Source organism: Cellulomonas sp. P4_H12 (assembly GCF_056400905.1).
Genome location: NZ_JBFUKJ010000015.1, coordinates 1 through 21509 on the forward strand (window position 1 = coordinate 1; position 21509 = coordinate 21509).

At 73.0% G+C, this 21509-nt stretch carries 22 protein-coding genes; 15 read left to right on the forward strand and 7 right to left on the reverse strand.

Annotated features, from left to right (window positions below; genetic code table 11):
* A partial coding sequence (locus AC1DQC_RS10010) for an NYN domain-containing protein (RefSeq protein WP_477051087.1) occupies window positions 1–766 on the forward strand: 766 nt, incomplete at its 5' end.
* 45 nt (window positions 767–811) lie between these two features.
* Window positions 812–1024, forward strand: coding sequence for a hypothetical protein (locus AC1DQC_RS10015; protein WP_477051088.1), 213 nt, complete (start codon window positions 812–814; stop codon window positions 1022–1024).
* A gap of 3 nt (window positions 1025–1027) precedes the next feature.
* On the opposite strand, the gene AC1DQC_RS10020 is transcribed toward AC1DQC_RS10015, so the two are convergent.
* Window positions 1028–2842, reverse strand: coding sequence for an AMP-dependent synthetase/ligase (locus AC1DQC_RS10020; RefSeq protein ID WP_477051089.1), 1815 nt, complete (start codon window positions 2840–2842; stop codon window positions 1028–1030).
* Window positions 2843–3050: 208 nt separating this feature from the next.
* Here AC1DQC_RS10020 and AC1DQC_RS10025 point away from each other — a divergent pair, with 208 nt between their 5' ends.
* On the forward strand, window positions 3051–3998 hold the full coding sequence (locus AC1DQC_RS10025; protein ID WP_477051090.1) for an ROK family glucokinase: 948 nt from the start codon (window positions 3051–3053) through the stop codon (window positions 3996–3998).
* 34 nt (window positions 3999–4032) lie between these two features.
* Here AC1DQC_RS10025 and AC1DQC_RS10030 read toward each other — a convergent pair whose 3' ends face one another.
* Window positions 4033–4635 (reverse strand): hypothetical protein, encoded by a 603-nt coding sequence (locus tag AC1DQC_RS10030; RefSeq protein ID WP_477051091.1) that lies wholly within the window; start codon window positions 4633–4635, stop codon window positions 4033–4035.
* A 149-nt stretch (window positions 4636–4784) separates the two neighbouring features.
* On the opposite strand from AC1DQC_RS10030, the gene AC1DQC_RS10035 reads away from it, so the two are divergent.
* The 3 genes from AC1DQC_RS10035 to AC1DQC_RS10045 all read left to right on the forward strand — a co-directional run bounded on the left by AC1DQC_RS10035 (window position 4785) and on the right by AC1DQC_RS10045 (window position 8218).
* On the forward strand, window positions 4785–5570 hold the full coding sequence (locus AC1DQC_RS10035; protein ID WP_477051172.1) for a lysophospholipid acyltransferase family protein: 786 nt from the start codon (window positions 4785–4787) through the stop codon (window positions 5568–5570).
* Between the two features lie 78 nt (window positions 5571–5648).
* Window positions 5649–6869: a pyrophosphate--fructose-6-phosphate 1-phosphotransferase gene (locus AC1DQC_RS10040; protein WP_477051092.1), complete on the forward strand. Its 1221-nt coding sequence runs from the start codon at window positions 5649–5651 to the stop codon at window positions 6867–6869.
* Window positions 6866–8218: a class II 3-deoxy-7-phosphoheptulonate synthase gene (locus AC1DQC_RS10045; RefSeq protein ID WP_477051093.1), complete on the forward strand. Its 1353-nt coding sequence runs from the start codon at window positions 6866–6868 to the stop codon at window positions 8216–8218. Before AC1DQC_RS10040 ends, AC1DQC_RS10045 begins: the two co-directional genes overlap by 4 nt.
* Window positions 8219–8266: 48 nt before the next feature.
* Here the strand turns inward: AC1DQC_RS10045 and pknB are convergent, their stop codons facing one another.
* Together pknB and AC1DQC_RS10055 are read right to left on the reverse strand one after the other, a co-directional pair.
* Window positions 8267–10318: a Stk1 family PASTA domain-containing Ser/Thr kinase gene (gene pknB / locus AC1DQC_RS10050; RefSeq protein WP_477051094.1), complete on the reverse strand. Its 2052-nt coding sequence runs from the start codon at window positions 10316–10318 to the stop codon at window positions 8267–8269.
* Window positions 10319–10366: 48 nt separating this feature from the next.
* The gene (locus tag AC1DQC_RS10055) at window positions 10367–11533 is read right to left on the reverse strand and encodes a LysM peptidoglycan-binding domain-containing protein (RefSeq protein ID WP_477051095.1); all 1167 of its coding nucleotides are present in this window, start codon (window positions 11531–11533) and stop codon (window positions 10367–10369) included.
* Window positions 11534–11674: 141 nt separating this feature from the next.
* Here AC1DQC_RS10055 and AC1DQC_RS10060 point away from each other — a divergent pair, with 141 nt between their 5' ends.
* Window positions 11675–12088, forward strand: coding sequence for an Rv2175c family DNA-binding protein (locus AC1DQC_RS10060; RefSeq protein ID WP_477051096.1), 414 nt, complete (start codon window positions 11675–11677; stop codon window positions 12086–12088).
* Window positions 12089–12093: 5 nt separating this feature from the next.
* On the opposite strand, the gene AC1DQC_RS10065 is transcribed toward AC1DQC_RS10060, so the two are convergent.
* Both AC1DQC_RS10065 and AC1DQC_RS10070 read right to left on the reverse strand, forming a co-directional pair.
* Entirely contained in the window at window positions 12094–13215 is a 1122-nt protein-coding gene (locus tag AC1DQC_RS10065) for a polyprenyl synthetase family protein (protein ID WP_477051097.1), read from the reverse strand.
* Between the two features lie 10 nt (window positions 13216–13225).
* Window positions 13226–13771 (reverse strand): hypothetical protein, encoded by a 546-nt coding sequence (locus AC1DQC_RS10070; protein WP_477051098.1) that lies wholly within the window; start codon window positions 13769–13771, stop codon window positions 13226–13228.
* Window positions 13772–13894: 123 nt separating this feature from the next.
* Between AC1DQC_RS10070 and AC1DQC_RS10075 the strand changes: the two genes are divergently transcribed.
* The 7 genes from AC1DQC_RS10075 (at window position 13895) to AC1DQC_RS10105 (ending at window position 18936) form a co-directional block, all read left to right on the forward strand.
* Window positions 13895–15019: a DUF4192 domain-containing protein gene (locus tag AC1DQC_RS10075; RefSeq protein ID WP_477051099.1), complete on the forward strand. Its 1125-nt coding sequence runs from the start codon at window positions 13895–13897 to the stop codon at window positions 15017–15019.
* Window positions 15020–15116: 97 nt separating this feature from the next.
* Window positions 15117–15512 (forward strand): universal stress protein, encoded by a 396-nt coding sequence (locus tag AC1DQC_RS10080; protein WP_477051100.1) that lies wholly within the window; start codon window positions 15117–15119, stop codon window positions 15510–15512.
* A 212-nt stretch (window positions 15513–15724) separates the two neighbouring features.
* The gene (locus AC1DQC_RS10085; protein ID WP_477051101.1) at window positions 15725–17308 is read left to right on the forward strand and encodes an RNA polymerase sigma factor; all 1584 of its coding nucleotides are present in this window, start codon (window positions 15725–15727) and stop codon (window positions 17306–17308) included.
* Window positions 17309–17452: 144 nt separating this feature from the next.
* Window positions 17453–17812 (forward strand): VOC family protein, encoded by a 360-nt coding sequence (locus tag AC1DQC_RS10090; protein ID WP_477051102.1) that lies wholly within the window; start codon window positions 17453–17455, stop codon window positions 17810–17812.
* Complete coding sequence (locus AC1DQC_RS10095; RefSeq protein ID WP_477051103.1) at window positions 17809–18171, forward strand: ArsR/SmtB family transcription factor; 363 nt, start codon at window positions 17809–17811, stop codon at window positions 18169–18171. Before AC1DQC_RS10090 ends, AC1DQC_RS10095 begins: the two co-directional genes overlap by 4 nt.
* Entirely contained in the window at window positions 18158–18661 is a 504-nt protein-coding gene (locus AC1DQC_RS10100) for an SRPBCC domain-containing protein (protein ID WP_477051104.1), read from the forward strand. The genes AC1DQC_RS10095 and AC1DQC_RS10100 overlap by 14 nt, the downstream gene beginning before the upstream one ends.
* On the forward strand, window positions 18658–18936 hold the full coding sequence (locus tag AC1DQC_RS10105; protein ID WP_477051105.1) for a YciI family protein: 279 nt from the start codon (window positions 18658–18660) through the stop codon (window positions 18934–18936). The genes AC1DQC_RS10100 and AC1DQC_RS10105 overlap by 4 nt, the downstream gene beginning before the upstream one ends.
* 65 nt (window positions 18937–19001) lie before the next feature.
* Here the strand turns inward: AC1DQC_RS10105 and AC1DQC_RS10110 are convergent, their stop codons facing one another.
* The gene (locus AC1DQC_RS10110; protein WP_477051173.1) at window positions 19002–19256 is read right to left on the reverse strand and encodes a DUF7455 domain-containing protein; all 255 of its coding nucleotides are present in this window, start codon (window positions 19254–19256) and stop codon (window positions 19002–19004) included.
* A 118-nt stretch (window positions 19257–19374) separates the two neighbouring features.
* On the opposite strand from AC1DQC_RS10110, the gene AC1DQC_RS10115 reads away from it, so the two are divergent.
* Window positions 19375–21501: a DNA gyrase/topoisomerase IV subunit B gene (locus AC1DQC_RS10115; RefSeq protein WP_477051106.1), complete on the forward strand. Its 2127-nt coding sequence runs from the start codon at window positions 19375–19377 to the stop codon at window positions 21499–21501.
* The last annotated feature ends 8 nt before the right edge of the window (window positions 21502–21509 follow it).

Genomic DNA, 21509 nt, shown 5'->3' on the forward strand with positions numbered 1-21509 from the left:
GCGCTCGGACGCGGACCGCGCGCGCAGCGAGGCCCGGCGCGGGGCCGAGGAGGCACGCGCCGTGCACGATGCGGCCGAGCTCGCGCGTGCCCGGGCCGAGGACGACCTGCGGCAGGCGCTCGAGGAGCGCCGCGCGTCCCAGGCGGAGCGCACCGCCGCGCGCGCCGAGCTGCGCGCCGGCCGCAAGCTGGCCGACGTGCGCGTCCGGCTCCTGCTGGACACGATCGTCGACGCCGCCAGCGGGCTCCGCTCCGAGCTCGCCCTGCCGCCCGTCGCCGACCTGCCCGCGGACCTGGTGGGTCCTTCGGCGACGCCGGCCGCGGTCCGACCCGGCTCGCGCGGACGGTCGGTCGACGACCCGGCCCTGCTGGACGAGCTGCTCCGGCAGCCGTGGGCGCACCTGCTCGTCGACGGCTACAACGTGTCCAAGTCCGGCTTCGGCGACCTCTCACTGGCCGAGCAGAGGCGGCGGCTGGTCGACGGGCTGGCCGGGGTCGCCGCGCGCACCGGCGCCGAGGTCACGTGCTGCTTCGACGGCAAGGAGGGCCAGCAAGGCCCACCCGGCGGCTACGCGCGTGGGGTGCGGGTGCTGTTCGCGGTGGGGGAGATCGCCGACGACCTCATCCGCCGGCTGGTGCACGCCGAGCCGCCCGGACGCGTGGTGGTCGTCGTCACGAGCGACCAGGAGGTCGTGCGCGACGTCGAGGCGGACGGCGCGTGGGTGGTGCCGTCGAGCACGCTGGTCGCGAGGCTCCAGCACCTCTGAGCAGGGCCGGCGGCCGTGTCGGTGGCCCCCGCTAGCGTCCGCGACATGATCATCGACTGCGACACCTGCACCCAGCGCGCGACGGCGTGCGCGGACTGCGTCGTCACGTTCCTGACGATCCCCGTGCGCGCCCCGGCCCCCGTCACGGCGACGACCGGCGCAGGGTCGGTCGAGCTCGACGCCGCGGAGCAGCACGCCATCGACGTGCTCGCGGCCTCCGGACTCGTCCCGCCCCTGCGCCTGGTGCGCGCGGTGTGAGCCTCAGTCGCGCGCCGGGCCGTCGTAGAGCGCGTCGACCTCACCCGCGAACGCCTTGAGCACCTCGTTGCGACGGATGCTGAGCTTCGGCGTGAGGTAGCCGTTGGCGATGGTGAGATCCGTCTCGAGGATCCGGTACTTGCGCACCGACTCGGCCCGCGACACGGCCTTGTTGGCCTTCTCGACCGCCTTGTCCAGCGATGCCAGCACGTCGGCGTCCTGGGCGGCCTCGGTGAGCGACATCTCGGGCTTGCCGTGTGCGGCCAGCCAGCCGGGCACGCCCTCGGGGTCGAGCGTGATCAGGGCGCCGATGAACGGACGCTGGTCGCCGACCACGACGACCTGGCTCACCAGGGGGTGCGCGCGGATCCGGTCCTCGAGCACCGCGGGCGCGACGTTCTTGCCGCCGGCGGTGACGATGATCTCCTTCTTGCGCCCGGTGATCCGCAGGTAGCCCTCGTCGTCCAGGGAGCCGAGGTCGCCCGTGCGGAACCAGCCGTCGTGCAGCGACTCGGCGGTCGCGGCCTCGTTGGCGTGGTAGCCCCGGAACACCTGGACGCCCTTGACCTCGATCTCGCCGTCGGCCGCGATGCGGACCCCGCTGCCCGGCAGCGGCAGCCCGACGGTCCCGATCTTGGTGCCGCGGCCGGGCCGGTTCACCGTCGCCGGAGCGGTCGTCTCCGTGAGGCCGTAGCCCTCGAGCACGTTCAGGCCGAGACCGCGGTAGAAGTGGCCCAGCCGCTCTCCCAGGGGAGCGCCGCCGGAGATCGCCCAGCGCGCCTGGCCGCCGAGCGCGTTGCGCAGGCGGTGCAGCACGAGGGCGTCCGCCACCTTGTGCTGCAGGCGCAGCCACGGGCTCGGGCCGCGCGGGGTGTCCAGGGCGCGCGAGTACACGATCGACGTCTTGGCGGCCCGCTGGAAGATCGAGCCCTTGCCCGATGCGGCGGCCTTCTGCTCGGCCGAGTTGTAGACCTTCTCGAAGACGCGGGGGACCGCCAGGATGAACGTCGGCCGGAACGAGGCGAGGTCCTCGAGCAGCGTCGCCGTGCTGGGGCTGTGGCCCAGGACCGCGCCGGCCGGGACGCAGAGCACCTCGATGAACCGCGCGAAGACGTGCGCGAGCGGCATGAACAGCAGCGTCCGCGCGCCGGGCTCGCTGACCACCTCGTTGAGGTCGGCGACCGTGTTCACGGTGAGCTCGTAGAAGTTGCCGTGCGTCAGCTCGACGCCCTTGGGTCGGCCCGTGGTCCCCGACGTGTAGATGACGGTCGCGACGTCCGACAGCACGGCGAGCCCGCGGCGGCGCGTGATCTCGGCGTCAGGCGTCGTCGCCCCGCCGGCCACGATCGTCTCGACGGCGCCGTCGTCCAGGACGAGGACCTCGCGCAGGTGCGGCACGTCCGCCCGGATCTCCTCGACGACCGCCGCGTGCGCGGCCGACTCGACCACGAGCACCGACACGTCCGCGTCCGTGAGGATCCAGAGCACCTGCTCGGCCGAGGAGGTCTCGTACAGCGGGACGGGCACGGCGCCGGCGGCCCAGACCGCCCAGTCCAGCAGCGACCACTCGTAGCGGGTGCGGGACATGATGCCGACGCGGTCGCCCGGCTCGACGCCGCGCGCGACGAGGCCCTTGGCCACGGCGACGATCTCGGCGTCGAACTCGCGCGCCGTGAGCGGGATCCAGGGGCCGTCCTGCTGTGTCTTGTGCTCGACGACGACGCGGTCGGGGGTACCCGTGACACGCTCGGCGAGCAGGTCGTTGAGGTTGTTCGAGGGGTCGACCTCGAGACGCAACGGCGTGTGGAACTCGTCCATGCTGGCTCCAGTGACAGAGGGGCGAAGTGTGCCCCGAGGATACGGGACGCCGGGTGCCGCGCAGGCAGCACCCGAATGGGTACGCTCTGGCGCGGACCGGGTGCGCCGCCGCCGGCTGATGGCGTCGCGGGCGCGCGCGGGCGGCTAGCGTGGAGCCCGCACCGGACGGTAGCGAGCACGGTACGAGCGCGTAGGAGCACACACGAACATGCACGCCATCGGTGTGGACATCGGCGGGACGAAGATCGCGGCGGGTGTCGTCGACGAGGACGGGACGATCCTCGCGCAGACGCGCCGCGACACCTCCCCGGACGACGTCGCCGGCATCGACAAGGCGATCGCCGAGGTCTACCAGGAGCTCAGCGGGTCCTACGAGGTCAGTGCCATGGGCGTCGCCGCGGCCGGTTTCGTCTCCGCGGACCGATCGTCGGTGCTGTTCGCCCCGAACATCGCCTGGCGCGACTACCCGCTGCGCCAGAAGGTCCAGGCCATCCTCGGCGACGACGACGTGCTGATCGTCGTCGAGAACGACGCGAACGCCGCCGGCTGGGCCGAGTTCCGGTTCGGCGCGGCGCGGGACGTCGACGACATGCTCATGCTGACCGTCGGCACGGGCCTCGGCGGGGCGATCGTCTCCAACGGCGAGCTCGTCCGCGGCGCCTGGGGTGTCGCCGCCGAGGTCGGGCACATGCGCGTGGTGCCTGGCGGCCACTACTGCGGCTGCGGGCACGAGGGGTGCTGGGAGCAGTACGCGTCGGGCAGCGCGCTCGTGCGCGACGCGCAGGCGACGGTGATCATCCAGCCCGAGCGCGCGGCGCGGCTCCTCGAGCTCGCGGGCGGCAACGTCGACAAGCTCACCGGCCCGCAGGTGACGCAGGCCGCCCAGGAGGGGGACCCGCTCGCGGTCGAGCTGCTCACCGAGCTGGGCCGTTGGCTGGGGGAGGGCGCCGCGTCGGCGACCGCCCTGCTGGACCCCGCGCTCATCGTGATCGGCGGTGGCGTCGCCGACGCGGGCGACCTGCTCCTCGCCCCTGCACGCAACGGCTTCGCGGAGCAGCTGTCGGGTCGGGGGCACCGGCCGGAGGCGACGCTCGTCGTCGCGTCGATGGGCAACGACGCGGGCATGGTCGGTGCGGCCGACCTCGCGCGTCTCTGACCGACGTGCCGGTCCGCGCGGACGGCGGGGTCGGTCAGACGACGGCGCCGGTGTCGTGGTCGTCGGGGTCGCGGCGGTGGGGCATCCGCCACACGAGCACGGCGATCCCGATGACGAACACCACCGCGGCCGCCTGCACGAGCGCCGCCGGGGCGTCCCGCCACGCGACGAGCACGACGAGCAGGAAGATCGGCATGCCCGCCGCCGCGAACCACGCCATGGTGAGCAGGGGGTCGCCGCCGAGCACCGGGCCCGGGTCGGGCGGCACGAAGTGCGCGTCGGCGTCGACCGCGGACTCGGCCTCGTCGTACTGCGACGTGCCGTCCCAGTCCCGGCCGGTGAGCTCGGGCTCCGCAGCAGGTTCCTGGGCCGGGCGCACGACCCGACGCTCCGCCACCCAGGGGGCGACCGGGAAGGCGAGCCCGGTGCTCGGAGGCGTCGGGGCGGGCTTCTCGGGCTCCGGCGGGTCGTCCGTCCCGTCGTACCCGTCGAGGTCGCTGAGCTGGGCCACGATCTGCGCCCATGCCTCGTCGTCCGTGGGCGCCGGGTGATCGGGCACCTCGTCGGGCGTCGGCGGCGGGACGTCCGCGCCCGCCGGCTGGACGCCGTCGTCGGGGTCGTCGGGGCGAGGTGCCATAGGAGCACTCTAGAGTCGGACCGAGCAGTCGGGGTGGCTCGTGCTCGGCCCCGCCTGCCGCAGGGGGTCGTCGGGTACGAGCACAAGGGCTCGGGTGGACGGACAGTCCGTGTGTCGGGTCGAGAGGTGAACCGTTGTTCTACTGGTTGATGAAGCGGGTCTTCGTCGGTCCGCTGCTGCACCTGGTCTACCGGCCGTGGGTGCGCGGTGCGGAGAACGTGCCCGAGGAGGGCGCCGCGATCTTGGCGAGCAACCACCTCGCCGTGATCGACTCGTTCTTCCTGCCCCTGGTCCTCGACCGCGAGCTGGTGTTCATCGGCAAGCAGGAGTACTTCACGGGCTCGGGCATCAAGGGCCGGCTGACCGCGGGCTTCATGCGCGGCGTCGGCACGATCCCGGTCGACCGCGGGGGCGGCAAGGCGAGCGAGGCAGCGCTGCGCACGGGCCTGCGCCGGCTGGCCGACGGCGACCTGTTCGGCATCTACCCGGAGGGCACCCGCAGCCCCGACGGTCGGCTCTACCGCGGCAAGACCGGCATCGCCCGGCTCGCGCTCGAGTCCGGCGCCCCCGTGATCCCGGTCGCGATGGTGGGCACCGACGAGGCGCAGCCCCCCGGCCGACGCATCCCGAAGGTCATGCGCATCGGCGTCGTCATCGGCGAGCCGCTCGACTTCAGCCGCTACCAGGGCATGGAGAACGACCGGTTCATCCTGCGGTCTGTCACCGACGAGATCATGTACGCGGTCATGAGCCTGTCGGGCCAGGAGTACGTCGACGTCTACGCGGCCACCCAGAAGGCGCGCATCGCCACCGGCCACCCGGCCGTCGCCGGGGACGCCGCCGATCACCTTCCCGCCGCTCCCGGTGGACGTCCCGTGCCCGACGTCCAGGTACCGGTCCCGCCCGAGGGCGAGCCCGAGACGTCAGTAGGATGACGCGGTCGGCCTGAGCGCCGGCTCTGGGGCGCGCCGACGGTACGTGCGCGCCGACGGTGTCAACGAGAGGTGTTTCTCATGTCGGTTCGTCGCGTCGCCCTCCTGACCGCAGGTGGCTTCGCCCCGTGCCTGTCGTCTGCCGTCGGCGGGCTCATCGAGCGGTACACGGAGATCGCTCCCGACATCGAGATCATCGCCTACGAGCACGGCTACTACGGGCTGCTGCGCGGCGACAAGATCGTCATCGACGACGAGACGCGCGCGAAGGCCGGCATCCTGCACAAGTTCGGCGGGTCGCCCATCGGCAACTCGCGCGTCAAGCTCACCAACGCGGCCGACTGCGTGAAGCGCGGCCTCGTGCAGGAGGGCCAGGACCCGCTGCAGGTGGCGGCCGAGCGGCTCAAGTCAGACGGCGTCGACGTGCTGCACACCATCGGCGGCGACGACACCAACACGACCGCCGCCGACCTCGCCGCCTACCTGCACGACAACGGGTACGAGCTGACGGTGGTGGGCCTGCCCAAGACCATCGACAACGACGTCGTGCCCATCAAGCAGTCGCTCGGCGCCTGGACGGCCGCCGAGGAGGCCGCCGGCTTCGCCGCGAACATCATCGGTGAGCACCGCTCGGGCCCCCGCATGCTCATCGTGCACGAGGTCATGGGTCGGCACTGCGGGTGGCTCACCGCCGCGGCCGCGGCCGACTACCGCAAGTGGCTCGACACGCAGGAGTGGGTGCCCGGCATCGGCCTCACGCGCGAGCGCTGGGACATCCACGCCGTCTTCCTGCCCGAGCTCGCGCTCGACATCGACGCCGAGGCCGCGCGCCTCAAGCAGGTCATGGACGCGCAGGGCAACGTCAACATCTTCCTGTCCGAGGGTGCCGGCATGCACGAGATCGTCGAGCAGCTGGAGTCCTCCGGCCAGGAGGTGCTGCGCGACGCCTTCGGGCACGTGCGGCTCGACACGATCAACCCGGGCCAGTGGTTCGCCAAGCAGTTCGCCGAGAAGCTGGGCGCCGAGAAGGTCATGGTGCAGAAGTCCGGCTACTACTCGCGCGCCGCGGCCGCGAACGCCGAGGACCTCCGCCTCATCAAGTCGATGACCGACCTGGCCGTCGAGTCCGCGCTGCGCGGCGAGTCCGGCGTCATCGGGCACGACGAGGAGCAGGGCGACGTGCTGCGCGCGATCGAGTTCCCGCGCATCGCCGGCGGCAAGGCGTTCGACGTCTCGCAGCCGTGGTTCGGTGCGCTGCTCGAGGACATCGGCCAGCCGCTCGTCCCGGCGAGCCACTCATGAGCGTCGAGCCCGACCCGCAGGTCGTCGCGGGGCTCGAGGCCTGGCGTTCGATGTCTCCGCTCCAGCAGCCGCAGTGGCCCGACGCGGCCGCCCTGGCGGCGGTCACCGCACGCCTGTCGACGTTGCCTCCGCTGGTCTTCGCCGGCGAGGCGGACCACCTGCGCTCGCAGCTGGCCGCGGCCGGCCGGGGCGAGGCGTTCCTGCTGCAGGGCGGCGACTGCGCCGAGACGTTCGGCGAGGCCACGGCCGACAACATCCGCAACAAGATCAAGACGATCCTGCAGATGGCCGTGGTGCTGACGTACGGCGCGAGCCTGCCCGTCATCAAGATGGGTCGGATGGCTGGGCAGTACGCCAAGCCCCGCTCGTCCGACAGCGAGACGCGCGACGGCGTGACGCTGCCCGCCTTCCGCGGCGACATCATCAACGGCTACGAGTTCACGCCCGAGGCCCGCACACCGGACCCGCAGCGGCTGCTCGAGGCGTACCACACGGCCGCGTCGACCCTGAACCTCATCCGCGCGTTCACCACCGGCGGCTTCGCGTCGCTGCTGCGGGTGCACGAGTGGAACCGCGGCTTCATGGCCAACCCGTCCTACTCCCGGTACGAGGAGATCGCGGCCGAGATCGACCGCGCCATCCGGTTCATGGCCGCGTGCGGCGCCGACTTCGACGCGCTGCGGTCGGTCGACTTCTTCTCGAGCCACGAGGGTCTGCTGCTCGACTACGAGCGTCCGCTGACCCGCATCGACTCGCGGACCGGGCTCCCGTACGACTGCTCCGGCCACTTCGTGTGGATCGGGGAGCGCACCCGTCAGCTCGACGGTGCCCACATCGACTACTTCTCGCGCGTGCAGAACCCGCTGGGCATCAAGCTCGGCCCGACGACGACGGGCGACGACGCGCTCGCCCTCATCGACAAGCTCAACCCGCAGGGCGAGGCGGGCCGCATCACCTTCATCACGCGCATGGGCGCCGGCAAGGTCCGCGACCTGCTGCCGGCGCTCGTCGAGAAGGTCACCGCGGACGGCCGACCGGTGACGTGGGTGTGCGACCCGATGCACGGTAACGGCATCACGTCGGCGTCCGGGTACAAGACCCGACGGTTCTCCGACGTGATGGACGAGGTGGCCGGCTTCTTCGAGGTGCACCGCGGGCTCGGCACCGTGCCCGGCGGACTGCACATCGAGCTGACCGGCGACGACGTCACCGAGGTGCTCGGCGGCACCGAGGAGATCGACGACGAGGGTCTGGCGCGGCGCTACGAGACGCTCGTCGACCCGCGGCTGAACCACCAGCAGTCGCTGGAGATGGCCTTCCAGGTGGTCGAGCTGCTCCGCGCGTCCTGAGGTCGTCGACGACGCCCCGGTCCGCCCGCGCGGTCCGGGGCGTCGTCGTCACCAGATGGTGACGACGACCGTGGAGCCCTTCGGCGCCTGCGAGCCCGCGGCGGTGTCCTGGAACCGCACGCGGTCGAGGATGCCGCCGAGGTACTTCTGCGCCTTGTAGATCAGCCCTGCGGCCTCGATCGCCTCCTTGGCGCCGGCGCCGTTCTTGCCCACGACGTCGGGCACGGTGACCAGCTCGGGCCCCAGGCTCACGGTGACCTTGATGACGTCACCGCGGTGACCCGGGGACTCGGCCGCGGGGTCCTGGTCGATGATCAGCCCCTTGTCCACGGTGTCGCTGTACGCCTCGGTGGGCTGGAGCGTCAGGGCGTCGGGTTCGAGCTGCGCGGTGGCGTCCTCGAGCGTGGCGCCGACCACGGACGTGATCGTCACGGGCGCTCGGCCGCTGGAGACGGTGAGCGTCAGCGTGGCGTGGCGGATGGTCTGCGCGCCGGGGTCGGCGGGGGAGCCGTCCGGGAGCGTCGCGCTGATGACCTTGCCGTTCTCCACGGTGTCGCTGAAGGCGGGGTCGGTGTAGACGGGGGTGAGGTCGGCCGCGCGCAGGGCCGCGTCGGCGTCCGCCTGCATCACGCCGACCACGCCGGCCGGGACCTGGACGTAGTCGGGACCCTTGGAGATGGTGAAGGTGACGGCGCCGTCCTTGCGGATCCGCTCGCCCTGGGCGGGCTCGGCCTTGAACACCTCGCCCAGCGGTGCCGTGCCGTCGAAGTCGGAGACCGGCTTGGCGCTCAGGCCCGCGTTCGTGAGGATCTCCGTGGCGTGTGCCTCGTCCTGACCGATGATCGTCGGGACCGTCGTGTAGGCGCCCGGGCCCATCTGCTGGTACCACCAGGCGCCACCGCCGACGAGCGCGGCGAGCAGCGCGAGCAGGATGATCCAGCGCGCACGGTGGCGCCGGCGCGGCGCGGGCTCCTCGGGAGGTCCGCCCCGCAGCTCCGCCGCGGTGACKCCGAGGCCGATCGGGAGGGCGACCGTGGTGCCGCGGCCGTCGCCGGTCTCCAGCAGCGTGGTCTCGTCCTGGTCGGGGTCGGTCGCCGCCGCGACCGCGGAGTCGGAGGGCTCGTCGGGCTCGACGTCCTCCGGCGACTCGGCCGGCTCGGCGTCCAGGTCCGTCTCGGCGGGGTCCGTGGCCGCGGGCAGCACGATCGACGGGGCGACGTCGGCGTGGCGCGCGAGCGTGTCCTCGTCGAGCGCGGCCCGCGTGCGGCGGAGCAGGGCCAACGCGGCGGCGGCGTCGACGGGGCGGTCGTCGGGGTCACGCGCGGCGAGCGCGCGCACGGCGTCGTCGATCTCGATCGGGATCCAGTCCGCGAGCTCCGACGGCGCGGGCACGTCGTTGTTCACGTGCTGGAACGCGACCTGGATGGGTGTCTCGCCGGTGAAGGGCTGGCGGCCGGTGAGCATCTCGAAGAGCAGGACGCCGCACGCGTAGACGTCCGTCCGGGCGTCGCTGACACCCCGCACGACCAGCTCGGGGGCGAGGTAGGCGACCGTGCCGAGCACGGTGCCGGTGGTGGTCGACGTCACCTCGGTGACCGCGCGCGCCAGACCGAAGTCGGCCAGCTTGACCCGGCCGTCGGTGGCGAGCAGCACGTTCTCGGGCTTGATGTCGCGGTGCACCAGGCCGACGCGGTGGGCGGCGGCGAGCGCGTCGAGCACGCTCTCGCCGATCCGCAGCGCGTCGCCGACGGTCAGCGCGCCGCGCTCACCGATGTGCCGGCGCAGGTTCGCCCCGTCGATGTACTCCATCGTCAGGTAGCTGGTCTCGCCGTCGACGCCCTGGTCGTAGACGGCGACGAGCCCGGGATGGGTGAGCCGGGCGGCGGTGCGGGCCTCGCGCCGGAAGCGGGCGACGAAGTCCGAACCGGAGGTGCCCTCCGCCAGGTGGGCGTGCATGACCTTCAGCGCGACGTCGCGGTCGAGCCGCCGGTCGACCGCCAGGTACACGGTCGCCATGCCCCCGCGGGCGATGCGGGACACGACCTCGTACCGGCTGTCGACCAGGCGGCCGACGAGCGGATCGGTGACGGTGGCTCCCACGCCAGGGAGTCTACGGTCGGCGGCGGCGCGCGCGCCGCAGGCGCGGCCTCAGCGGAAGCGCGTCATGTGGGTCTGGACGTTCGCCACGTACCGTCGCGTGTCGGCGAACATGCCGTTGCGCTGCACGGAGGTCGCCCCCTGGTAGTAGCCGGCGATCGCGGTCGGCAGGTCGGGGGCGTTGCTCACGAGCGCGCGCAGGATGGCGACGCCCGCCGTGACGTTGTCGTCCGGGTCGACCAGGTTCAGCTGGCGTCCCACGAGGTCGGACGCCCAGGAGCCCGAGCTCGGGATCACCTGCATGGTGCCGATGGCGTTGGCGGGGGAGACGACGGCGTGGTTGAAGCCGGACTCCTGGAACGCGACGGCCTGGGCGAGGGCGGGGTCGACGCCCATGGCGCGCGCGGTCGCGGCGATCTTGGCCTGCATGGTCGCCTTCGAGGGCACGCCCGAGGCGCGCAGCGTCGCCAGGTTCGCGTTCGCGGCGGCCACCACGGCGTCGGAGTAGGTGCGGCCGGCGAACGTGCTGCCGACGGCAGCGGGCGCCGGAGCGGCGACCGGGACCGGCACCGTGAGGGTCTGGCCGATGCGGATGCGCGCGCGCGAGTCGAGCCCGTTCGCGGCGACGATCGCGGCGACGGTCGTGCCCTTCGCCGCGGCGATGCCGGTCACGGTGTCGCCCGAGCGGACGGTGTAGGCGATCGAGCCGGCGGCCTGCGCGGGCGCAGCGGCGGCGGGTGCCGGCGCGGCGGCCGCGGTGGCGCTCCCGGGAACGGTGAGCGTCTGGCCGATCCGGATGAACGCGCGGGAGTCGAGCCCGTTCGCGGCGACGATCGCCTGCACCGAGGTCCCGAGGCGCGCGGCGATGCGGCTGACGGTGTCGCCCGAGACCACCGTGTACGAGGCCGTCGCGGGAGCCGGCGCCGGAGCGGGTGCGGCCGGTGCCGCGGACGTTCCCGTCGGGATGGTGAGGACCTGACCGATCCGGATGCGCGCGGCGTCGCCGAGGGCGTTGGCACGCGCGATGGCCGCGACGGTCGTCCCGCTGCGCACGGCGATGTGGCTGACGGTGTCTCCCGAGCGCACGGTGTAGCTGTCGTCGGCGTGCGCGGCGCCACCGGTGGTGGTCACGGCGACGGCGGCGAGAGCCAGGGTCGCGCCGGTCCCGGTGGCGACTCGGCGCAGCCCGTCGGTGCGGGCGGTGGCGTGCTGCGTCATGGTGACCTCATGGTGCGAAAGTGAACGGATGGGACCTGTGTGACTGGTGTGACAGAATTCGACGGTATCTGAATGACTGAGGTGTGCAAAGCGTGTGGGGGAATTGCGCCGATGTAATTCCTGGATGCGTACTCTTGTCGGGTGAACGATTCTTCTGACGCCCTCGACCGACTGGTCGACGAGTGGCTCACGGTCCCTGATGTCGCCGAGCGGATCGGCCTCGACGCGTCGAAGGTCCGCCGCATCGTGCAGGAGCGGAAGCTCGTCGGCACCCGGCGGGGTGACCCGCGGGTGTTCTCCATCCCGGCCGCATTCCTGGTCCCGGGCCACCTGGCCAACCCCGCTCAGCCGACCCACCCGGACGCCGACCAGCCGTGGACGGTCCTCGCGTCCCTGCAGGGCACGCTCACGGTCCTGTCGGACTCCGGCTTCTCCGACGAGGCCGCGATCGAGTGGCTCTTCACCCCGCAGGACTCGCTGCCGGGCACGCCGATCGACGCGCTGCGCGCCGGCCGCAAGACCGAGATCCGTCGACTGGCCGCCGCCGAGCTCTGAGCGGGTCAGGCCCGGCGGTCGACCGCCGCGTGCGCCAGGCCGATCAGCTGCCCGCGCGCCGGCTCGGGCCACGGCGCGACGTCCATGAGCGCGAAGGCCCGGCCGGCGAGGTCGTCGATGAGCGACTCGACGTCGTCGGGCGCGCCCGTGTGCCGGATCGCGTCGGCGAGGACCGTGACGTCGGACTCGGTGAGGGAGCGGTCGCCGAGGCGGTCCCGCAGCAGCTGGACCGTGGCGAGGTCTCCCTGGGCACGGGCGCGAGCGACGGCGCGCGCGGTGAGCACCGTGCGCTTGCCCTCGCGGAGGTCGTCTCCCGCCGGCTTGCCGGTCGTCGCGGGGTCGCCGAACACGCCCAGCAGGTCGTCGCGCAGCTGGAAGGCCTCGCCCAGCGGCAGGCCGAGCGACCGGCATCTCTCGAGCTCGACCTCGCCCGCGTCGGCCAGCGCCGCGCCGAGCACGATCGGGTGCTCGACGCTGTAGCGCGCGGCTTTCGCCCGGATGACCTGGCGCGCGCGGGCCTCGTCGCGCTCCGGGTCCTCGCCCCAGGGCAGCGCCTGCGCCAGCACGTCGAGGTACTGCCCGACGGTGACCTCGGTCCGCATGAGGTCGAACACGACGCGCGCCCGCTCGGCGCGCGCGACGGGCTGCAGGGCGAGGGCGCCCGCGAACTCCTGCTCGCTGGCGATGAGCGTGAGGTCGCCGAGCAGGATGGCCGCGGACATGCCGAACCGCTCGGCGTCCCCGGTGAGGCCGTGCCGCGCGTGCAGCCCGGCGAACGCGCGGTGCGCCGCGGGGAAGCCACGCCGGGTGTCCGAGTCGTCCATGACGTCGTCGTGGAACAGCGCCGCGGCCTGGAAGAGCTCGAGCGCCGCGCCGACGCGCAGCACGGCGTCGGCCTCCTGCGTGCCGGGCACCCCACCGTGCGCGCGCCACGACCAGTAGCAGAACGCGGCGCGCAGGCGCTTGCCGCCCGTGAGGATCTGCGCCACGGCGTCGGCGAGCACGTCGGCGTCCTCGCTCGCCGAGGCGAGGACGGTGCGCAGCTGGGCGACGTGGCTGGTCAGCAGCGCGTCGATGCGGGGTCGGACGTCCTCGACGTCGACGAGGGCCGGGGTCGCTGCGCTCACGCGGGGCAGCCTACGGCGCCGCTGCGCGCACCCGCCCGCCGAGCGTCATGGTCCGCTCGTCGTCCCGGTCGAGGATCCCGACGACGAGGAGCTCGGAGCCGTCGCCGCGCGAGAAGGTCGACTGCGCGGCCAGGCCCGGCTCGAGTGCCGGTGGGGTCCCCTCGGCGAAACCTGCGGCGACCAGCGGCGCGCGGACGGCCGCGAGCAGGCCCGCGGCGTCCTGGCCGGTCCGCAGGTTCAGGCTGATCTCCGTGAGGTCCGTGCCCTCCACGGGTTCGGCCGAGGACACGAGCACCTCGGCGCCGTCCGGCACCGGGACCAGCGCGACAGGGAAGCCGGGGGCCAGCTCACCGACGGCCGAGTGCGTGCTGTCGTCCTCGGGCAGCAGCGTCTCCGTGGGTGCGGGCGCGGGGGTGGCGACGGCGACGGCGGTCCCCGTCGGCGCCTGCCGACCCGGCTCGCTGGTGGAGCACGCCGCGGTCGACGCGGCGACGAGGAGGGCGACGACGAGCGCACCCGATCGGGCGCGCGCGCGGGGGGACGCGGGGCGAGGCATCGGGTCAGGCTAGCCGCCCGGCGCACGGCGTCGAGCCGCCCACATGCCCCGCGCGCGGAGGCGTCGTGCACAGAACGGAGGGCGCGCCTCCCGGGCCGGTCGCGGGTCCGGTGGGCTGACGGCATGCAGACCACCACGCTCCGGGTGAGCGAACCCCAGGAGATCCTCGCGTTCGTGCCCCATCGGCTCGGGTTCCGGCCGCGGGACAGCGCGGTCGCCGTGAGCCTGCGGCCGCCACGGGGCACGGTCGGGCTGGTCGTTCGTGTCGACCTGCCCCACCTCGCGGACCGCACCGACGGGCCGGCGCTGGCCCGCGCCCTGGTCTCCTTCCTCGACCGGGACACCGCGCGCCACGCCATCCTCGTGCTGTACACCGACCGAGACCCGCGCGGCGAGGACGGTCCCGCGCGGCGCGCCGCCCGTCACTTCCGCGAGGCGGCGTCGGCCGCGTTCGGTGAGGTCGACGTCTGGGTGGTGACCCCGGACTGCTATCTCCACCTCGACTGCACGGACGTCTGCTGCCCGCCTGACGGTCGACCGCTGCGGGACCTCGACGCGACGCAGGTGGGTGCGACCCTCGTGCTCGCCGGCTCGGCGGTCGCCGACTCGAGGGAGGACCTGGCGCGGATCCGTCCCGTGCACGGCGAGATCCGCCGGTCGGTCGCCCGGGTGCGGCGACGCTGGGAGCGTCGGCGGGCCGAGGCGCTGGTGGCCGGACCCGTCGAGCTGGCGCGGTGGAGGGAGGAGTCGCTCGCCGCGTGGCGGACCGCGGTCGCGCAGATGACGGCGGCCGGGGCCGGATCCGGAGGGGCGCCGTGGGGGCGCCTCGAGGCGGGGCTCGCGGACACCCAGGTGCGCGACGGAGTGCTGGTGGCCCTCGTCCCAGGGACGGGGGACCTCGCCGAGCGCAGCGTCCGGGGCGACGGGTCGGCACCCGACATCGACGCCGCGCTGGGCCGCGCGGTCTCGCTGATCATCGACCCGTCGCACGGTGTGGCCCCGCCGCAGCGGGCCACCGCCGTGCACGAGGCGGTGCTCGAGGCGCTGATCGCGCGTGGCCGGGCCGGCAGCCAGGCTCCGGCGCTCACCCTGCTGGCGCTGCTCGCCTGGTGGCGCGGGGACGGCGCACGGGCGCGCGTCCTGCTCGACGGGTCGCTCGACGCGGAGCCCGACTACCGGCTGGCCCGGCTGCTCGACGACGCGCTCCGGGCCGCCATCCCGCCGGGCTGGGTGCGGCACCCGGACTGACCTGCGACGAGATCCCGGCCCATGCGCTCGTCGCCGCCGTCACCCTCCGGTAGCGTCACGGTCACGGCGGTGTTGCCGCGGGACGAGGGGAGGACCGATGGGCATCGTGGTCGGCTATCTGGCCACTCCGGAAGGTCGAGCCGCCCTCGAGGCGGCGATCCAGGAGGCGCGGCAGCGCGACGTGCGGGTGGTGGTCGTCGTCAGCGCGCGACCTGACGAGCCGGAGGACCAGCGACGCGCGGTCGAGGAGGAGCTCGACCGGGTCCGTGCCGACCTCGCCTCGGCGGGCGTGGACCACGAGGTCCGGCTGCTCAACGGCGGTGATGTCGCGGACGACCTGATCGCCACGGCGGAGGAGGTCGGTGCGCAGCTCGTCGTGCTGGGCCTGCGGCGGCGGAGCCCGGTGGGCAAGCTGATCCTCGGGGCCAACGCGCAGCGCGTGCTGTTCGACGCACCGTGCCCGGTGCTCACCGTAAAGCCGGGTCCGGGCTGAGGTCCCACGCGACCGGCGCGCTTCGTGCCAGGCGCGTGAGCGCCCGGGAATCTCTGGTCCGTCCCGTTCGTTGAGCACGAGGACCCCCTGAGAAGCCGTCCTGACGGACGTGTCGTCGCGCCCGTGATCGCGCCGAGCTGCCCCCGGGGTCGGTACAATGTCTATCTACCTCCCGGCCCCGTTCCGGGTGTCGCGCTGCCGAAAGGTCGTTCGTGTCGTCCCAGACCCCGCATCCCGCTCTTCCGCGTGAGTTCGAGCACCCTGCTCTCCAGGACCTCGTCCTGCGTGGGCGCACCCACGGCACCGTGGGCGCCGAGGAGCTGCGCACCGCGTGCGAGCAGGCAGACGTGCAGGACGCCAAGCGCCTGCGCGCCGTGGTCCGTGGGCTCGCGACCGCCGGCATCGGCGTCCGCGAGCCGGCCGTCCCGGCCGCTCCCGCTCGCGCCGTCGCCGCCACCAGCGCCAAGGCCCGTCCGTCGACCAAGGCCGTCGTGACGCCCGACGACGCACCGGCCGCACCCGCCAAGGCAGCCACCCCCCGTGCCGCTGCCAAGACGACGGCGGCCAAGACGGCAGCGGCCAAGCCCGCCGCCGCCAAGTCGGCCGCCGCGAAGAAGGCGGCCGCCGCGCCCGCCGGCGCCGAGACGGTCGAGGACGAGGTCGTCGAGGGCGAGGAGATCGACCTCGAGGCCATCGAGGAGGTCGTGGTCGAGGCCGTCGAGGTCGTCGAGGACACCGCCGAGGCGGCCGACGCCGACGACGAGGACTCCGAGGACGGCGACGAGAAGAAGCCGGCGGCCAAGGACGACGAGAGCGAGGACAGCGGCTTCGTCTACTCCGACGCGGACGACGACGATGCTCCCGCGCAGCAGGTCGTCACGGCCGGCGCCACGGCGGACCCGGTCAAGGACTACCTCAAGCAGATCGGCAAGGTCGCGCTGCTGAACGCCGAGCAGGAGGTGGACCTCGCCAAGCGGATCGAGGCCGGCCTGTTCGCCGAGGAGCGGCTGAACGCGGGCATCACGATGGAGCCCAAGATCAAGCGCGAGCTCGAGTGGATCGCGAACGACGGTCGACGCGCCAAGAACCACCTGCTCGAGGCCAACCTGCGCCTCGTCGTCTCGCTGGCCAAGCGCTACACCGGCCGCGGCATGCTGTTCCTGGACCTGATCCAGGAGGGCAACCTCGGTCTGATCCGCGCGGTCGAGAAGTTCGACTACACCAAGGGTTACAAGTTCTCGACCTACGCCACATGGTGGATCCGCCAGGCGATCACCCGCGCCATGGCCGACCAGGCACGCACCATCCGCATCCCGGTGCACATGGTCGAGGTCATCAACAAGCTCGCCCGCGTCCAGCGGCAGATGCTCCAGGACCTGGGTCGCGAGCCCACGCCCGAGGAGCTCGCCAAGGAGCTCGACATGACGCCCGAGAAGGTCGTCGAGGTCCAGAAGTACGGTCGCGAGCCCATCTCGCTGCACACGCCTCTCGGCGAGGACGGCGACAGCGAGTTCGGTGACCTCATCGAGGACTCCGAGGCCGTCGTCCCGGCGGACGCCGTGAGCTTCACGCTCCTGCAGGAGCAGCTGCACCAGGTTCTCGACACGCTCTCCGAGCGCGAGGCCGGCGTGGTGTCGATGCGGTTCGGCCTGACCGACGGTCAGCCGAAGACGCTCGACGAGATCGGCAAGGTCTACGGCGTCACGCGCGAGCGGATCCGGCAGATCGAGTCGAAGACCATGTCCAAGCTGCGCCACCCGTCGCGGTCGCAGGTCCTGCGGGACTACCTGGACTGACGAGGACTGAGCACGACGAAGGCCCGGACCGGTTGGTCCGGGCCTTCGTCGTGCCCCAGGCAGGCAAATCTGTCCGTAAGTATTGACTAACGGTTAGCGACGACTGACGATAGAGGAGTCAGCTCGGCCGACCGGAGGTGGATCATGGGCAGTCCCGTCATGTGGTTCGAGATCACCAGCACGGACCCCTCGCGTGCGCGCGACTTCTACACGCAGCTGTTCGACTGGACCGGCGAGGCGCCGCCCGAGCTCGGCGGGTACACGCTCATCGACACGGGCGCGGCGCCCGAGGCGGTCGGTGGGGGCATCGGTGCCGCCGACCCGACCGGCCTCCCGCCGGGCATCCTGCTGTACGTCCGGGTCGAGGACCTCGAGGGCACCCTGGCCAAGGCGGCGTCGCTCGGCGGCTCCACGCTGACGCCGCCGACCAAGCTCCCCGCGGACAACGGCAGCATCGCCGTGCTCGCCGACCCGGACGGGCATGCGGTAGGACTGTGGGCGTGAGCCGACCGGACACGACGGACGCCGTCCTGCGCGCCCTGGCCGAGCCGCGGCGGCGCGAGATCCTCTCGCTGCTGGCGCGCGACGAGGTCTCGGTGGGCCGGCTGGCCGAGGAGTTCGACGTCACGCGCTCGGCAGTGAGCCAGCACCTCCGGGTGCTCGAGGACGCGGGCCTGGTGACGCGTCGGAGCGCGGGGACGCGCAACTTCTACCGGTCGCGTCCGGAGGGGCTCGCGGGACTACGGGCCTACCTCGACGACACCTGGGCCGCGTCGCTCGACGCCGCGCGACGGCTCGTCGAGATCGAGGTCGGCGTGCTCGAGGCCGACGGCACGGAGAGGGACGACCGTGCCAGCGCGTGAGACCGGTCCGGTGACGACGCTCGCCGCCCCGCCGGTGCACCAGTCGACGACCGTGCGTGCCGACGTGACCAGGACGTTCGACGTCTTCGTCCGCGAGATCGGGGTCTGGTGGCCGGTCCAGCCGTTCTCCTCGGGCGGCGACCGGGTGCGCGACGTGTCGATGGAGCACCGGCTCGGCGGGACCGTCGTCGAGACGTGGGACGACGGGACCACCCGGGTGTGGGGCGAGCTGGTCGCCTGGGACCCGCCGCACGGGTTCACGATGTCGTGGCTGCTCACCCCGGAGCCGACCGAGGTCGAGCTGCGGTTCCGCCCCCTCGGCGCCGCGCTCACACGGGTCTCGGTCGAGCATCGCGGCTGGGAGCGGATGACCGAGGAGCAGCTGGGCGGGGCCTGCGCCCTGCCGGAGGGCTACCGCGGCGGCTCGTACGTGCGGGGCTGGGGCATGATCTTCGACCGCCTGGTCGCCCACGTCGACGGTGCCCGGTGAGCGAGGTCCGGTACGTCGTGCTGTACGAGTCCGGGCCGGACGTGCTCGAGCTCGCGCCGGTCCACCTGGCCGCGCACGTCGCGCACTACGAGGGCTTCGCGGCGCGCGGCCTGCTCGTGGCGATCGGCACGTTCGAGCAGCCCGAGGTCAACGGGTCGATGTGCGTGCTGACCACCCGGGAGGCCGCGGAGGAGTTCGCGGCGGCCGACCCGTTCGTCGTCCACGGCGTGGTGCGGTCCTCCCGCGTGCTCGCCTGGACGGACGTGCTCGCCTGACCGGACGACGAACGAGGCCCGGACCACCAGGTCCGGGCCTCGTCGACAACGTGGGTCGTGCGGCGTCAGCTCGCGGCGCCGGCTCCTGCTCCGTGCTCGGCCAGCAGGCGGTCGGTCTCGTCCTGCACGTGGGTCGCCAGCTCGGCGAACTTGGGTGCGTGCTCGCGCGCGTGGTGCGCGCAGAAGAGGAGCTCTCCCACCGGGAGGACAACTCGGACATAGGCCTGTGCGCCGCAGCGGTCGCAGCGGTCGGCCGCGGTCAGTGGATGCGTCATGGTCCCGGTCACGAATACATAGAACCATCCCGGCTGCGGATCCATGGCACCCGCGGCGGGTGGTTCGCTCACCGCGTAGCGGACTGTAACCGGCTCGCAACACTGCTGTGGCCGGAGGCGTGGTGCCGCTGGGCTGTCGGGCCCGGCGACTACCATCAGGCCCGTGACGACGACCTCCTCGCAGTCCGGCTACACCGCCCGGCACCTCTCCGTGCTGGAAGGGCTCGAGGCGGTGCGCAAGCGCCCCGGCATGTACATCGGCACCACCGACAGCCGCGGGCTCATGCACTGCCTGTGGGAGATCATCGACAACTCCGTCGACGAGGCCCTCGGCGGGCACGGCGACCGCATCGAGATCGTGCTGCACGCCGACGGCTCGGTGGAGGTGCGGGACAACGGGCGCGGCATCCCGGTCGACGTCGAGCCCAAGACGGGTCTCACCGGCGTCGAGGTCGTGTTCACCAAGCTGCACGCCGGCGGCAAGTTCGGCGGCGGCTCGTACGKCGCCTCGGGCGGCCTGCACGGCGTCGGCGCGTCGGTGGTGAACGCCCTGTCCGCGCGCCTCGACGTCGAGGTGGACCGGCACGGGCGGACCCACCGGATGACGTTCCACCGCGGCGAGCCCGGGACGTTCGACGACCGCGGCGGCATCGGCCCCGACAACCCGTTCGAGCCGTTCGTCTCCGGCTCCGAGCTCGCCGTGGGCGCGAAGGTGGCCCGCGCTCGCACCGGAACGCGCGTGCGGTACTGGGCGGACCCGCAGATCTTCCCCAAGACCGCCGTCTTCGGGTACGACGAGCTGGTCACGCGAGCCCGGCAGACCAGCTTCCTGGTCCCCGGCCTGACCCTCGTGGTCCGCGACGAGCGCGGCATCGCGGGGACGCCGGGCGCCGACGGGCCGCACGAGGAGACCTTCCTGCACAGCGGCGGCGTCGTCGACTTCGTCGACCACCTGGCGCCGGACACCGCCGTGACCGACACGTGGCACCTCACCGGGTCGGGCACGTTCACCGAGACGGTCCCGGTGCTGGACGACCGCGGCCACATGACCGCGCAGGAGGTCCCGCGGACCTGCGACGTCGACATCGCGCTGCGCTGGGGCACGGGCTACGAGACGGAGGTGCGCAGCTTCGTCAACATCATCTCGACGCCCAAGGGCGGCACCCACCTCGCCGGGTTCGAGGCGGGCCTGCTGCGCACCATGCGCAAGGCCGTGGACGCGAACGCACGACGCCTGAAGATCTCCGCGCGGGACACCTCGGAGCGGATCGAGAAGGAGGACGTGCTCGCCGGGATGACCGCGGTGGTCACGGTCCGCCTGGCCGAGCCGCAGTTCGAGGGGCAGACCAAGGAGGTCCTGGGCACGGGACCGGTCCGCGCCATCGTCGGCAAGGTCCTGGACACCGAGCTGGGGGCGATCTTCGTGTCGCCCAAGCGGGACCACAAGGCGCAGTCGTCGCTGCTGCTCGACAAGGTCGTCGGCGAGATGCGCGCCCGGCTGTCGGCGCGCAAGCAGAAGGAGATCTCGCGCCGCAAGAACGCGCTCGAGACGTCCTCGCTGCCCGCCAAGCTGGCCGACTGCCGCAGCGACGACGTCGAGCGCAGCGAGCTGTTCATCGTCGAGGGCGACAGCGCCCTCGGCACCGCCAAGCTGGCGCGCAGCTCGGACTTCCAGGCGCTGCTGCCCATCCGCGGCAAGATCCTCAACGTCCAGAAGGCGTCCATCACGGACATGCTGAAGAACGCCGAGTGCGCCGCGATCATCCAGGTGGTCGGTGCCGGCTCCGGTCGCTCGTTCGACCTGGAGGCCGCGCGCTACGGGAAGATCGTGCTGATGACCGACGCCGACGTCGACGGCGCGCACATCCGCACCCTGCTGCTCACGCTCCTGTTCCGGTACATGCGCCCCCTGGTGGAGGCCGGGCGCGTCTACGCCGCGGTCCCGCCGCTGCACCGCATCGAGGTGATCGGCGGGGGTGGCCGCAAGAACGAGTACCTGTACACCTACTCCGAGGCCGAGCTCGCGGCGACGCTCAAGAAGCTCGACCGGGCCGGGAAGCGCTACAAGGACGACATCCAGCGCTACAAGGGCCTGGGGGAGATGGACGCCGACCAGCTGGCGGAGACGACCATGGACCCGCGGCACCGCACGCTGCGCAGGGTGACCGTCGAGGGCGCCCAGCGGGCCGAGGAGATCTTCGAGCTGCTCATGGGCTCCGACGTCGCGCCGCGCAAGGACTTCATCGTCGCCGGTGCCGACGGGCTCGACCGGAGCCGCATCGACGCCTGACGCGCGGA